This is a genomic window from Streptomyces sp. NBC_00009 (assembly GCF_045040855.1).
Lineage (GTDB): Bacteria > Actinomycetota > Actinomycetes > Streptomycetales > Streptomycetaceae > Streptomyces > Streptomyces aureus.
The window spans coordinates 1,795,570-1,809,952 of the sequence record NZ_CP108312.1 but is presented as its reverse complement, the minus strand read 5'-3'; the positions used below and the strand labels follow the sequence as shown (position 1 = coordinate 1,809,952).

Sequence of the window (14,383 nt, the reverse complement as noted above, 5' to 3'; positions counted from 1 at the left end):
ACGTGAAGCGGGAAGACAATGGGGCCATGGGACGCGGCAAGCTTCGGATCTACCTCGGTGCGGCACCGGGCGTCGGCAAGACCTACGCGATGCTCTCCGAGGGCCACCGCCGGATCGAGCGGGGCACGGACTGCGCCGTCGGCTTCGTCGAGCACCACGGCAGGCCCCGTACGGAGGTGATGCTCCACGGCCTCGAACAGATCGCCCGCAAGGAGCTGACCTACCGCGGCGCCGTCTTCACCGAGATGGACGTCGACGCCGTACTCGCCCGCCGCCCCGACGTCGCCCTGGTGGACGAACTCGCCCACACGAACGTGCCCGGCTCGCGCAACGCCAAGCGCTGGCAGGACGTCGAGGAGCTCCTCGCGGCCGGCATCGACGTCGTCTCCACCGTCAACATCCAGCACCTGGAGTCACTCGGCGACGTCGTCGAGTCGATCACCGGCGTGCGCCAGCGCGAGACCGTCCCCGACGAAGTCGTGCGCCGCGCCGACCAGATCGAACTGGTCGACATGTCGCCCGAGGCGCTGCGCCGCCGCATGGCCCACGGCAACATCTACAAGCCGGACCGCATCGACGCCTCCCTCTCCAACTACTTCCGCCCCGGCAATCTCACCGCCCTGCGCGAACTGGCCCTGCTCTGGGTGGCCGACCGCGTCGACGAATACCTCCAGCAGTACCGTGGCGAACACAACATCCGCTCCACCTGGCAGGCCCGCGAGCGCATCGTCGTCGGCCTGACCGGCGGACCCGAGGGCCGCACCCTCGTCAGGCGCGCGGCGCGGATGGCCGCCAAGGGCTCGGGCAGCGAGATCCTCGCCGTCTACATCGCCCGCAGTGACGGCCTCACCGCCGCCTCCCCCAAGGAGCTCGCGCTCCAGCGCACCCTCGTCGAGGACCTGGGCGGCACCTTCCACCACGTCATAGGGGACGACATACCGGCCGCGCTCCTCGAGTTCGCACGCGGCGTCAACGCGACCCAGATCGTGCTGGGTTCCTCGCGTCGCAAGACGTGGCAGTACATCTTCGGACCCGGCGTCGGCATGACCGTAGCCCGTGAGTCCGGCCCCGACCTCGACGTGCACATCGTCACGCACGAGGAAGTGGCCAAGGGGCGCGGCCTCCCCGTCACACGTGGCGCGCGCCTCGGCCGCTCCCGCATCATCTGGGGCTGGCTCGTCGGCGTCGGCGGGCCCGCCCTGCTGACCCTCGCGCTCACCCATGTCGCCACCGATCTCGGCCTCGCGAACGACATGCTCCTCTTCCTGTCCGTGACGGTGGCCGCCGCCCTCGTCGGCGGTCTCGTGCCGGCGCTGGCCTCGGCCGCCGTCGGCTCGCTCCTCCTGAACTACTACTTCACGCCGCCGCTGCACCTGTTCACCGTCGCCGACCCCAAGAACATCGTCGCCATCGTGATCTTCGTAGGGGTCGCGGTGTCGGTCGCCTCCGTCGTCGACCTCGCGGCCCGGCGCACCCACCAGGCCGCAAGGCTGCGGGCCGAGTCCGAGATCCTCTCCTTCCTCGCCGGCAGCGTCCTGCGCGGCGAGAACAGCCTCGACGCACTGCTCGACCGGGTCCGCGAGACCTTCGCCATGGACTCCGTCGCCCTCCTCGAACGCGCGAGCGACGTCGAGCCGTGGACCCGCGCCGCCAGCGTCGGCCCGCACCCCCTGGAACGCCCCGAGGACGCGGACGTCGACATGCCGGTCGGCGACCACATGGCGCTCGCTCTGTCCGGCCGGGTGCTGCCCGCCGAGGACCGCCGTGTCCTCGCGGCCTTCGCGGCCCAGGCCGCCGTCGTCCTCGACCGCCAGCGCCTCCAGTCCGAGGCGGACCAGGCCCGCACCCTCGCCGAGGGCAACCGCATCCGCACCGCCCTGCTCGCCGCCGTCAGCCACGACCTGCGGACCCCGCTCGCCGGGATCAAGGCCTCCGTCTCCTCCCTGCGCTCCGACGACATCGCCTGGTCCGAGGAGGATCAGGCGGAACTCCTCGCCGGCATCGAGGAGGGCGCCGACCGCCTCGACCACCTCGTCGGCAACCTCCTCGACATGTCCCGCCTCCAGACCGGCACCGTCACCCCGCTGATGCGCGAGATCGATCTCGATGAGGTGGTCCCGATGGCGCTGGTGGGCGTCCCCGACGGCAGCGTCGACCTCGACATTCCGGAGAGCCTGCCCATGGTCACCGTGGACAAGGGACTCCTGGAGCGCGCCGTCGCCAATATCGTCGAGAACGCGGTCAAGTACAGCCCCGAGGACGAGACGGACAGCGTCGTATTGGTCTCGGCCAGCACACTCGGCGACCGCGTCGAGGTACGCGTCGTGGACCGCGGCCCCGGCGTCCCCGACACCGCGAAGGACCGCATCTTCGCCCCGTTCCAGCGCTACGGTGACGCACCGCGCGGCGCCGGAGTGGGCCTCGGCCTCGCCGTCGCGCGCGGCTTCGTCGAGGCGATGAACGGCACGCTCACGGCGGAGGACACCCCCGGCGGGGGTCTGACCATGGTCCTCACGCTCACCGCCGCGACCGGCCACCCGCCGGCCGCCCCCACCAGCTCAGCCATTGCTCAGAGAGGCAGGTACGCATGACCCGGGTGCTCGTGGTCGACGACGAGCCGCAGATCGTGCGCGCCCTCGTCATCAACCTGAAGGCGCGCAAGTACGAGGTGGAGGCCGCGGCCGACGGAGCGGGCGCGCTCCAGCTCGCCGCCGCGTTCCACCCCGACGTGGTCGTGCTCGACCTGGGCCTGCCCGACATGGACGGCGTCGAGGTGATCAAGGGGCTGCGCGGCTGGACCCGCGTACCGATCCTGGTGCTGTCCGCGCGGCACTCCTCCGACGAGAAGGTCGAGGCGCTCGACGCGGGCGCCGACGACTACGTCACCAAGCCGTTCGGCATGGACGAGCTCCTGGCCCGCCTGCGCGCCGCGGTCCGCCGGGCCGAGCCCACCGGCGGCGACGAGGACGAGGGCATCGTCGAGACCGACGACTTCACCGTCGACCTGGCCGCGAAGAAGGTCAACCGCGACGGCCGCGACGTGCGCCTGACCCCCACCGAGTGGCACCTCCTGGAGGTCCTGGTCCGCAACACGGGCCGCCTGGTCAGCCAGAAGCAGCTCCTCCAGGAGGTCTGGGGCCCCTCCTACGGCACCGAGACGAACTATCTGCGCGTCTACATGGCCCAGCTCCGCCGCAAACTGGAGTCGGACCCCTCCCACCCGCGGCACTTCATCACGGAGCCCGGCATGGGGTATCGCTTCGAGCGCTGACCCGCTCATCCGTTGTCTCCGCCCCCCGGTACGCTTGATTCATGAGTGCTGTCCCTCGTTCCGATACGCCGTCCGAGAAGCCGGCAGGCCGCTTCCGGCGCATGCTCGACCGGCTGTCCTCCTCCCAGGAGGACCTGGAGTCGGAAGAGCTGCGCGAGGACTCGCAGACCACGGGCTGTACCCGCATCGGGGACTGCCAGGACCGGCAGATAGTCACCGTTACTGGTACCTTGCGCACGGTCACCCTCCGACCACGCGCCGGAGTCCCGGCCCTGGAGGCGGAGCTGTTCGACGGCTCCGCGGCTCTGGACGTCGTATGGCTCGGCCGCCGGTCCATCGTCGGCATCGAACCGGGCCGCAAGCTGATCGCTTCCGGACGGGTCTCGATGAGCCGGGGCCGTAGGGTGCTCTTCAACCCGAAGTACGAACTCAGACCGCTCGGACGGGAGTAGCCGGTGACGTCCCTCGACAAGCCGACCGCGGATCAGGACTCCGACTCGAAGGCGGTGACCGAGGCCGCCCTCTTCGAGGCCTTCGGCGGCGTGCGGGGCTTGGTGGAGACCGTCGTTCCCGGTCTCCTCTTCGTGACCATCTTCACGATCAACAAGGACCTGCACATGTCGGCCATCGCGGCCCTCGCGGTGTCCCTGGTCCTGGTCGTGGTCCGCCTGGTCATGAAGGGCACCGTCAAGCACGCCTTCAGCGGCGTCTTCGGCGTGGCCTTCGGCGTCGTCTTCGCGATGATGACGGGCAACGCCAAGGACTTCTACCTGCCCGGCATGCTCTACACGCTGGGCCTGGCCGTCGCCTACATCGTCACCACGCTGTGCGGGGTGCCGCTGATCGGCCTGATCCTGGGACCGGTCTTCAAGGAGAACCTCTCCTGGCGCACGCGCAACCCCGGCCGCAAGAAGGCCTACGCGAAGGCCAGTTGGGCCTGGGGCCTGATCCTGCTCGCCAAGTGCGCGATCCTCTTCCCGATGTACTGGTGGGCCGACACCACGAAGTTCGGCTGGGTCCTGATCGCCCTGAAGATCCCTCCGTTCCTGCTCGCCGTGTGGCTGACCTGGGTCTTCCTGGCGAAGGCGCCCGCGCCTATCGACGTGTTCGCGGAGATGGAGGCGGAGGAGAAGGCCGAGAAGGAAGCGAAGGCCGCCCGTACGGAGGGGGCCGCGCGTCATCGCCGGGAGGCGTGAGGCTCGTTTGCGTCTGCGGGCCGGTGGGGGGCTGGTTGCGCAGTTCCCCGCGCCCCTAGGTGAGATGGGGCCCGGAGTGTGACACTCCGGGCCCCATCTGCGTACCTGCCGTACCTACGGGAAAGCCCTTCAGCCCGCGACGTCCTCGCGGCGGACCGACAGCAGGTCCTCGAGCTGTTCCTCGCGGGCCTGGGCGGCCACGAAGAGCAGCTCGTCGCCCGCCTCCAGGGAGTCCTCCTGGGACGGGGCCAGGACGCGGGTCCCGCGGATGATCGTCACCAGGGACGTGTCCTCCGGCCACTGGACGTCACCCACGCGCGTGCCGGCCAGCGCCGACTCGGGCGGCAGCGTCAGCTCCACCAGGTTCGCGTCGCCGTGGCTGAAGCGCAGCAGGCGGACCAGGTCGCCCACGCTCACCGCCTCCTCGACGAGCGCGGACATCAGGCGCGGCGTGGAGACCGCGACGTCGACGCCCCACGACTCGTTGAAGAGCCACTCGTTCTTCGGGTTGTTCACGCGGGCGACGACCCGCGGGACCCCGTACTCGGTCTTCGCGAGCAGCGAGACGACGAGGTTGACCTTGTCGTCGCCGGTGGCCGCGATGACCACGTTGCAGCGCTGGAGCGCCGCCTCGTCCAGGGACGTGATCTCGCAGGCGTCGGCGAGCAGCCACTCCGCCTGCGGGACGCGCTCGACCGAGATGGCGGTCGGCGCCTTGTCGATGAGAAGGACCTCGTGCCCGTTCTCCAGGAGCTCACCGGCGATGGACCGGCCCACCGCGCCCGCTCCGGCAATGGCGACCCTCATCAGTGACCGCCCTCCTCTTCAGGACCCTCGGCGAACGCCGCTTCGACCTTCTCGACGTCGTCGGTGCGCATCATCACGTGCACCAGGTCGCCCTCCTGCAGGACCGTCTGCGACGTGGGCAGCATCGCCTCGCCGAGCCGGGTGATGAACGCGACGCGGACGCCGGTCTCCTCCTGGAGCCGGCTGATCTTGTGGCCCACCCACGCCACCGAGGCGTGCACCTCGGCGAGCTGGACGCCCCCGGTGGGGTCGCGCCACAGCGGCTCGGCGCCGGACGGCAGGAGCCTGCGCAGCATCTGGTCCGCGGTCCACCGCACGGTCGCGACGGTCGGGATGCCCAGGCGCTGGTAGACCTCGGCGCGACGCGGGTCGTAGATACGGGCCGCGACGTTCTCGATGCCGAACATCTCGCGGGCCACGCGGGCGGCGATGATGTTCGAGTTGTCACCGCTGGAGACGGCCGCGAACGCGCCGGCCTCCTCGATCCCCGCCTCGCGCAGGGTGTCCTGGTCGAAGCCGACCCCGGTGACGCGGCGGCCGCCGAAGCCGGAACCCAGGCGGCGGAACGCCGTCGGGTCCCGGTCGATGACCGCTACCGTGTGCCCCTGTTGCTCAAGGGTCTGGGCCAGGGCTGAACCCACCCGGCCGCACCCCATGATGACGATGTGCACCGGCCGCTACCCCGCACTCCCGGTCGCCCCGATGACCTGCGAAAACATCTCGCTCACTCTTCTCTCTCAGTCTGCCGGGCAACTAGAGGCAATCGCGTGCCGCGTTGCCAGGAGACGAGCTTAAGCCGCATGGCCTCCGTTGCCAGCATCCGCGTAGCCGGAAGCTTGATCAGCTTCGCCGCGCGCTGCCCCTGCCCGCGATCTCGGCCGCGTCCCGCCTGAACGCCCCCTTCATCTCCGGTTCCATCGCGAGCACCGCGATGGCCGGCGCGAGCGGCACGGGCCGGCGGACGATCTTCCGCAGCGGGGTGGTGAGCCGCCAGATGAACAGCGCGATCAGGAACCAGGTGAGGTACCAGCGGTCGAGCAGGCTGATCGGGTACGTCGGGTCGTCGTTCGCCCAGCGCTTGAAGAAGCTGTACGCGACCTCGAAGGTCACGTACGGCACGGCGACCCCGGTCGCCAGGCGCTTGAGGCGTCCCGGGCTCGCGTCGTCGGCGGCTTCTCCGGCGGGGGCTCTCCCGCGTGAACCCGGACCACAGCGGCGTTACGGGCGTCACAGTGCCCACCTAGACTGGGGTCTTCCTTGGCCCGGTGAGCCGACGCGGATGTGGAAGAGGACGACGACGGTGGTGACGCGCGTGCGCGACTTCGATGACCGGCCCGCCTTCGACGACCCGCCGGCCGAGGTCATCGCGGAGGCGGCCGGCGCGTTCGGACTGCTCGCCTCCTCGGCCCGGCTGCACATCGTGTGGGCCCTCGCGCAGGGTGAGAGCGATGTCACAGGCCTCGCCGACCGCGTCGGCGGCGCGCTGCCCGCCGTGAGCCAGCACCTGACCAAGCTGAAGCTCGCCGGGCTCGTCCGGTCCCGGCGCGAAGGGCGCCGCCAGGTCTACTTCGTGGACGACCCGGACATCGTGGCCGTGGTGCGGCTGCTGGTCGGCCGGCTCGCCGAGCGCGTCGATCCGAACCGGGCCCCCCGGCTCCGCGGGGCCGGGGCCTAGAGAACGAAAGGCGCTGGAGGAGGCCGGGGATGGCGGAGCGGGGCGGACAGGTCAGGCGCAGGCCCTGGCTCTGGGGCGCGGTGCTGCTCGTCGTCCTGGTGGCCTGGGCGTGCGGGCGGTCGGGGGATACGGGCGCAGACGGGACCGGTGGGGCCACGGGGGCTACGGGGGCCAGGGGGAAGCCGGATGCGTCCGCCCACCCCTCGCGAACGCCCACGACCCCCACGCCGAAGCCCAGCCCCAGCAGCTCCAGCAGCCCCACCACCCCCTCGGGCAAGTACGACCCGGCGGCCTACGCCCCGCAGGTCCGCGCCCGCGCCGCCGAGGCCGGCGTCAGCCCGCGGCTCCTCATGGCGATCCTCTACAACGAGTCGTACAAACCCCACGACCCCGCCCTGGAACGCGCCTGGCAGCGCTACAAGCCGGGCGCCGCCTTCGGGCTCGCCAACATGCACCGCGCAGCGTTCGACGAGACCAAGCGGGGCCGGGCCTTCGCGGGGCGCCGGTGGGAGGAGCTGCCCGACGACCCGGACCTGGCCGTGCGCGCGGCCGCCTGGTACCTCCACGACCTGGCGCGGCAACTGCCCGCGCACCCCTCGGGCCCGTACGACAAGGACGAGTTGCTCGGGCTCGGCTACAACACGGGCGCGGGGAACATGCAGGCCTTCGCGCGCGGCGCGACGCCCGGCAGCCAGGCCGCCGACTATCTGGCCCGGCTGCGTTCGAACTGGGACAAGGCAGGGCAAGCCGTGGCCGGCGCAGGCGGCGACTGAGGAGGTAACGCCTCGCCAGGACCGCCCGGCGTGAGGCCCGATGTGAGGTTCCGGTGCACTTGGGGGGTGGTGGGTGGGCGGCCCCCCGTTCGAACGCTTACGATCCTCTGCGTGTCCAAACTGACCGACGTGCCCAAACGGATCTTGATCGGGCGCGCTCTGCGCAGCGACCGGCTCGGAGAAACGCTCCTGCCGAAGCGCATCGCCCTCCCCGTTTTCGCCTCCGACCCGCTGTCCTCCGTGGCCTATGCGCCGGGAGAGGTGCTGCTGGTCCTCTCCATCGCGGGCGTGTCGGCGTACCACTTCAGCCCCTGGATCGCCGTCGCGGTCGTGGTGCTGATGTTCACCGTGGTCGCCTCCTACCGCCAGAACGTCCACGCGTACCCGAGCGGCGGCGGTGACTACGAGGTCGCGACCACGAACCTCGGCCCCAAGGCCGGGCTCACCGTCGCGAGTGCCCTCCTCGTCGACTACGTCCTCACGGTCGCCGTGTCGATCGCCTCCGGCATCGAGAACCTCGGCTCCGCGATCCCCTTCGTCGTCGAACACAAGGTGCTCTGCGCGGTCGTCGTCATCGTGCTGCTCACGCTGATGAACCTGCGCGGCGTGAAGGAGTCCGGGAAGCTCTTCGCCATCCCGACGTACGTCTTCGTGGCCGGCGTCTTCATCATGATCGCGTGGGGCGCGTTCCGCGGACTCGTCCTCGACGACACCATGAAGGCGCCCACCGCCGACTTCCACATCAAGGCCGAGCACCAGGGTCTCGCCGGCTTCGCGCTCGTCTTCCTGCTGCTGCGCGCGTTCTCCTCCGGCTGTGCCGCGCTCACCGGCGTCGAGGCGATCAGCAACGGCGTCCCCGCGTTCCGCAAGCCGAAGTCGAAGAACGCGGCGACCACGCTCGCGGCCATGGGCATCCTCGCCGTCACCATGTTCTGCGGCATCATCGCGCTCGCCATGACGACCAAGGTCCGCATGGCCGAGAACCCGGCCACCGACCTGATCCACAACGGCGTCGCGGTAGGCGGGGCCTATGTCCAGAACCCGGTGATCTCCCAGGTCGCCGAGGCCGTCTTCGGCAAGGGCAGCTTCCTCTTCATCATCCTCGCGGCAGCCACGGCCCTGGTCCTCTTCCTGGCCGCCAACACCGCGTACAACGGCTTCCCGCTGCTCGGCTCGATCCTCGCCCAGGACCGCTATCTGCCGCGCCAGCTGCACACCCGCGGCGACCGCCTCGCGTTCTCGAACGGCATCGTGCTCCTCGCGGGCGCGGCCGCGCTCCTCGTCGTCATCTACGGCGCCGACTCGACGCGCCTGATCCAGCTGTACATCGTCGGCGTGTTCGTCTCGTTCACGCTGAGCCAGACCGGCATGGTCCGGCACTGGAACCGCCACCTGCGCACCGAGAAGGACCCGGCCAAGCGCCGCCACATGGTCCGCTCGCGCGCCATCAACACCTTCGGCGCGTTCTTCACCGGCCTCGTGCTCGTCGTGGTCCTCGTCACGAAGTTCACGCACGGCGCCTGGGTCGCCCTCCTCGGCATGTGCATCTTCTACGCGACGATGACCGCGATCCGTAAGCACTACGACCGCGTGGCCGAGGAGATCCAGGCCCCCGAGACGCCGACCGACGACAGCGTCCGGCCGTCCCGCGTCCACTCGATCGTCCTCGTCTCCAAGATCCACCGCCCGACGCTGCGTGCCCTCGCCTACGCGAAGCTCATGCGCAGCGACACCCTCGAGGCGCTCAGCGTGAACGTCGACCCGGCCGAGACGAAGGCCCTGCGCGAGGAGTGGGAGCGGCGCGGCATCGACGTACCGCTCAAGGTTCTCGACTCGCCCTACCGCGAGATCACGCGCCCGATCATCGAGTACGTGAAGAGCCTGCGCCGCGACTCCCCGCGCGACGCGGTCAGCGTGATCATCCCCGAGTACGTGGTCGGCCACTGGTACGAGCACCTGCTCCACAACCAGTCCGCCCTGCGCCTCAAGGGCCGCCTCCTCTTCACCCCCGGCATCATGGTCACCTCCGTGCCCTACCAGCTGGAGTCCTCCGAGGCCGCGAAGAAGCGGGCCCGCAGGCGCTCGGAGTGGAACGCGCCGGGCGCGGTGCGCCGCGGCCCGGTCGAGAAGCGCCCGAAGGAGCCGTCGAACAAGGGCTGACCCCCTCGGCTGTCGTGTGGCGAGCGGCCGGACAACACCCACGTAGACTGGTGGGCTGTTGTCCGGCCGTTCGCCGTGTCCCTTGCTTTCTTACGTTGTGGAGTCCCCCGCCATGCAGGCAGAACCGAAGAAGTCGCTGGTCGGGGAGGAGTACGAGGTCGAGATCGGCCCCGTCGCCCACGGAGGCCACTGCATCGCCCGCACGGACGAGGGCCAGGTCCTGTTCGTCCGGCACGCGCTGCCGGGCGAGAAGGTCGTGGCCCGCGTCACGGACGGCGAGGAAGGCGCCCGCTTCCTGCGCGCCGACGCGGTCACCGTCATCGAGGCGTCCAAGGACCGCGTCGAGGCGCCCTGCCCGTACGCCGGCCCCGGCCGCTGCGGCGGCTGCGACTGGCAGCACGCCAAGCCGGGCGCGCAGCGCCGCCTCAAGGGCGAGGTCATCGCCGAGCAGCTCCAGCGCCTCGCGGGCCTCACGCCCGAGGAGGCCGGCTGGGACGGCACGGTCATGCCGGCCGAGGGCGACAAGCTCCCGGCGGGCGAGGTCCCGCAGTGGCGCACGCGCGTGCAGTACGCGGTCGACCCCGACACCGGGAAGGCCGGACTGCGCCGCCACCGCTCGCACGAGGTCGAGCCCATCGAGCACTGCATGATTGCGGCACCGGGCGTCTCCGAACTCGGCATCGAGAAGCGCGACTGGACGGGCATGGAGTCCATCGAGGCGATCGCGGCGACGGGCTCCCAGGACCGCCAGGTCATCCTGACCCCGCGCCCCGGCGCGCGCCTGCCCCTGGTCGAACTCGACAAGCCGGTCTCCGTGCTGCGCGTCGACGAGAAGGACGGCGGCATCCACCGGGTCCATGGCCGCGGGTTCGTCCGCGAGCGCGCCGACGGCCGCACGCACCGCGTGGGCAGCGGCGGCTTCTGGCAGGTGCATCCGCAGGCGGCGGACACGCTGGTCAAGGCCGTCATGCAGGGCCTGCTGCCCCGCAAGGGCGAGATGGCGCTCGACCTGTACTGCGGCGTCGGCCTCTTCGCCGGCGCGATCGCGGACCGCATCGGCGACCAGGGCGCGGTGCTCGGCATCGAGTCGGGCAAGCGCGCGGTCGAGGACGCCCGCCACAACCTGGCCGCGTTCGACCGCGTCCGCATCGAGCAGGGCAAGGTCGAATCGGTCCTCCCGCGCACGGGCATCACCGAGGTCGACCTGATCGTCCTGGACCCGCCGCGCGCGGGCGCGGGCAAGAAGACGGTGGAGCACCTGGCGTCGCTCGGCGCCCGCCGCATCGCCTACGTGGCCTGTGACCCGGCAGCCCTGGCCCGCGACCTGGCGTACTTCCGCGACAGCGGCTACAAGGTCCGGATGCTGCGGGCGTTCGACCTGTTCCCGATGACGCATCACGTGGAGTGCGTGGCGATTCTGGAGCCGGTGAAGAAGGACGCCTGACCTGAGGTTTCGCGAGTGTGCGGCGGCCCCGCGAATCGAACCGTCGCGGGGCCGGCTTGCTCGTCCCACCTCCGGCTCCTGACCCAGGACGAGTTGCTGCGCGCCCTGGTGGCTGACGCGAACGCACGCAGCAGGCAGGGCATCTGGCGGCGCGACGGTCCACCGAGCGCCCCTCTTGAGAGTGCGGTGACCGCTGGTGTGCGGGTGCCGGCACGCCCTGCATTCCCCGTCGAGAGATCTGCCCCCGCGCGCACGGCCGGAAAGGCTGGGATCCTGTGGGTGAGCGGGCCCATGACTCGACCCCTGACAGGCAGCGGTGGTGAGCGCTGTGGCGGAGATCCACGAGCAGGCTCCTGGACCGGTCGATCCAAGTGTTCCGTGCGTGGATCCTCTGGGGGACTCGTTTCTCCGCACGCGGATCGCCCTGCCGGCGCGACCCGCCGCCTACCTGCGGCGGCAGCGGCTCGACCGGCACCTCGACAAGGCTCTTCGGACGCGGCTGACCCTGATCAACGGAGCAGCGGGCGCGGGCAAGACCCTGCTGGCCGCCGACTGGGCCGCCGGCCTGCCACAGCCGGTCGCCTGGCTCACCGCTGAGGACGAGGACCGGCAGCCCGGTGTGTTCTGGGCGTACGTGCTGGAGGCTCTCCGCGCATGCGGTGCGCCGGTCTCCGGAGCGGTCGGGGTCCCGATGGAGGCGGCCCGCGTGGACCGCAAGCTGCTGGCGGCGCTCGCCGCCGATCTGGACGCACGTGACCAGCCGGTGACCGTCGTGATCGACGAGTTCGACCGCGTGACCACCCCCGAGGTCGCGGAGCAGCTGGAATTCGTCCTGCACCACGCCGGGCAGGGCATGCGCCTGGTCCTCGTCACCCGCACCGAACCCCTGCTGCCGTTGCACCGTTACCGGGCGGCCGGCGAGCTGACGGAGCTGCGCGGCGCCGAGCTGGCCTTCACTCCCGAGGAGGCCGTCTCGCTGCTGGAACGGCACGGTCTGCGCCTGCCGGTCGACGCCGCGCGCGGCCTGGTGGACCGGACCCGGGGCTGGGCCGCCGGCCTGTGCCTGTGCGCCCTGGCCGCGCGGGAGAGCGCGGCCCCGGAGCTCTATCTGAAGGAGTTCGAGGCGGACCGGAGCGCGGTCGCGGACTTCCTGCTGGCCGAGGTGCTCAAGCGGCAGCCGGAGGAGACACAGGATCTCCTGCTGCGTGTCAGCGTCCTCCAGCGTTTCAGTCCTGATCTGGCGAACGCGCTGACCGGGCGGACCGACGCCGAGCCCCTGCTCGTCGAGCTGCACCGCGCGAACGCGTTCGTCGAGGACCTCGGGCACTCGTGGTACCGGCTCCACCCGCTGTTCGGGGAGATACTCCGGGCCCACCTGCGGGTCCGCCTGCCGGGCCTTGAGCCCGAGCTCCACCGACGTGCCGCGCTGTGGCTGCGCCGTTACGGATCCCTGCCGGAGACACTCGCTCACGGTGCCGCATCGGGCGACTGGGGTTTCACCGCCGGCGCCCTCGTCGACGACCTGGCGATCGGACAGCTCTTCACCGGTCTGCGCTCGGCCGACCTCGACCAGTTGTTCTCCGGGATGGACCCCGAGGCCACCGGCCCCGCGCCGGAGCTCGTCCGGGCGGCCCGTGACCTGTCCCGGTGCGACGTCGAGCGCGGTCTGTCCCATCTGCGCCGCGCCGAGGAGCGGCTTGCCGCCGACCCGCGCGACGGGGCGGCCGCGCAGCTGAGCTGTGCGCTGCTGGAGACGCTGGCCGCCCGGCTGACCGGTTCTCCCGAGCAGGCCGAGGCGGCCGCCTCCGCGGCCGCCCGGCTCCGGCGGGAGGTCCCGGAGCACCTCCTGGACAGGCATCCCGAACTCCATGCGCTCCTCATGACCCATCTCGGCTCCACCCGCCTGTGGGCCGGGCGCTTCGAGGACGCGCGTGCCGCCCTGACCACAGTGGCGGACACCCATGGCGAGGCGTCCACCCTGCTGCCCCGTGAGGAGTCGCTGGGGCACCTGGCACTGATCGACTACCTGAACGGCTGGATCGGCAGGGCGGAGCGCAAGGCTCTCGCGGGCGCCTCCGAGGCGGAGAGGCTCCGTCTGCCCGAGCCGGGCGCCTCCGGTGCCGGCACGGGCATCGGGTTGCTGGTGCTGGCCGCCGTGGCCGTGGACCGAGACGAGTTGAGCCGGGCGCAGACCCTTCTCGACGAGACGGCCCAACTCCGCTCTGCGACGCACGATCCGGTGATCGCCGCGGTCCGGGCCCTCACCAAGGCGCGTCTCCTGCTGGTCCAGGGCCACGCTCGGGCCGCCGTCGAGGCGGCGGACCCAGGCATCCGCGTCTTTGCGGCCTCGCCCTGGGCGGCGGGCCAGGAGGCGCTGTTCGCCTCGGCCGCGCACATGGCCGAAGGACGGCCTCGGATGGCCGCCGAGGTGCTCCAGGATGTCCCCGGCGACCAGCCGGCCTGCGCTGTGGAAGCCGCGCGGATGCTGCTCGCCGCAGGTCGCCCGGAAGAGGCCGTCGGCCTGCTCGACAGCATCGACACCGGGGGCCGGACCGGGCCGGCGGTGACCGTTCGGGCAGCGCTGGTCAGGGCTCAGGCCGCGCAGGGGGCGGGAGACGACGCCACAGCTGGCAGGCTCGTCGCGCAGGCACTCCTCGGCGCCCGGCGCGAGCGGCTTCGCAGACCCTTCCTCGATGCGCGGCCGTGGATCCGGCCCCTGCTGTCCACCGCGCCGCTCCAGGAGCTGGCCGCGGACTGGCTGACGCCCGCTCCGTCGCGTCCTGGTGAACCGGCCACGGTCGACGCGCGGCCCGCTGCGCTCGTCGCGGAGGAGCTGAGCGGACGCGAGCGGGACGTGCTGGAGCGGCTGGCCCTGATGATGTCGACCGAGGAGATCGCCGCCGACCTCTACGTGTCGGTGAACACCGTGAAGACCCATCTCAAGAGCGTCTACCGGAAGCTCGGGGTGAACCGGCGCAACGAAGCGGTGCGCCGCGCGCGCGAACTCGGACTGGTGTGAACGGGCCTCGGCGGCCGGGACCGAACACGCCGGCCCTG

At 71.3% G+C, this 14,383-nt stretch carries 11 protein-coding genes and 1 pseudogene; 9 read left to right on the top strand and 3 right to left on the bottom strand.

The window, feature by feature from the left end:
* The first annotated feature begins 26 nt into the window (after positions 1-26).
* From OHA58_RS08065 to OHA58_RS08050, 4 genes are read left to right on the top strand one after another with little or no spacing between them, the layout of a single operon-like run.
* A complete protein-coding gene (locus tag OHA58_RS08065) occupies positions 27-2,591 on the top strand; it encodes an ATP-binding protein (RefSeq protein WP_405477797.1) in 2,565 nt (854 codons plus the stop codon).
* Entirely contained in the window at positions 2,588-3,271 is a 684-nt protein-coding gene (locus tag OHA58_RS08060; RefSeq protein WP_405477795.1) for a response regulator, read from the top strand. The genes OHA58_RS08065 and OHA58_RS08060 overlap by 4 nt, the downstream gene beginning before the upstream one ends.
* Before the next feature lie 41 nt (positions 3,272-3,312).
* On the top strand, positions 3,313-3,723 hold the full coding sequence (locus OHA58_RS08055) for an OB-fold nucleic acid binding domain-containing protein (RefSeq protein WP_100591174.1): 411 nt from the start codon (positions 3,313-3,315) through the stop codon (positions 3,721-3,723).
* A 3-nt stretch (positions 3,724-3,726) separates the two neighbouring features.
* On the top strand, positions 3,727-4,467 hold the full coding sequence (locus OHA58_RS08050; protein WP_405477793.1) for a DUF3159 domain-containing protein: 741 nt from the start codon (positions 3,727-3,729) through the stop codon (positions 4,465-4,467).
* Positions 4,468-4,596: 129 nt separating this feature from the next.
* On the opposite strand, the gene OHA58_RS08045 is transcribed toward OHA58_RS08050, so the two are convergent.
* From OHA58_RS08045 to OHA58_RS08035, 3 genes and pseudogenes are all read right to left on the bottom strand, one after another.
* Positions 4,597-5,274, bottom strand: coding sequence for a TrkA family potassium uptake protein (locus tag OHA58_RS08045; protein WP_116508876.1), 678 nt, complete (start codon positions 5,272-5,274; stop codon positions 4,597-4,599).
* The gene (locus tag OHA58_RS08040; protein ID WP_405477790.1) at positions 5,274-5,945 is read right to left on the bottom strand and encodes a potassium channel family protein; all 672 of its coding nucleotides are present in this window, start codon (positions 5,943-5,945) and stop codon (positions 5,274-5,276) included. Before OHA58_RS08040 ends, OHA58_RS08045 begins: the two co-directional genes overlap by 1 nt.
* 247 nt (positions 5,946-6,192) lie before the next feature.
* Positions 6,193-6,438: pseudogene (locus tag OHA58_RS08035) on the bottom strand (hypothetical protein); the annotation flags it as partial.
* Between the two features lie 148 nt (positions 6,439-6,586).
* Here OHA58_RS08035 and OHA58_RS08030 point away from each other — a divergent pair.
* From OHA58_RS08030 to OHA58_RS08010, 5 genes are all read left to right on the top strand, one after another.
* Positions 6,587-6,949, top strand: coding sequence for an ArsR/SmtB family transcription factor (locus tag OHA58_RS08030; RefSeq protein WP_405477788.1), 363 nt, complete (start codon positions 6,587-6,589; stop codon positions 6,947-6,949).
* A gap of 29 nt (positions 6,950-6,978) precedes the next feature.
* Positions 6,979-7,722, top strand: coding sequence for a transglycosylase SLT domain-containing protein (locus OHA58_RS08025; RefSeq protein ID WP_405477786.1), 744 nt, complete (start codon positions 6,979-6,981; stop codon positions 7,720-7,722).
* Positions 7,723-7,833: 111 nt separating this feature from the next.
* Complete coding sequence (locus OHA58_RS08020) at positions 7,834-9,882, top strand: APC family permease (RefSeq protein ID WP_405477784.1); 2,049 nt, start codon at positions 7,834-7,836, stop codon at positions 9,880-9,882.
* Between the two features lie 112 nt (positions 9,883-9,994).
* Positions 9,995-11,326: a class I SAM-dependent RNA methyltransferase gene (locus tag OHA58_RS08015; protein ID WP_326710710.1), complete on the top strand. Its 1,332-nt coding sequence runs from the start codon at positions 9,995-9,997 to the stop codon at positions 11,324-11,326.
* A 328-nt stretch (positions 11,327-11,654) separates the two neighbouring features.
* The gene (locus OHA58_RS08010; protein ID WP_405484857.1) at positions 11,655-14,345 is read left to right on the top strand and encodes a LuxR C-terminal-related transcriptional regulator; all 2,691 of its coding nucleotides are present in this window, start codon (positions 11,655-11,657) and stop codon (positions 14,343-14,345) included.
* The last annotated feature ends 38 nt before the right edge of the window (positions 14,346-14,383 follow it).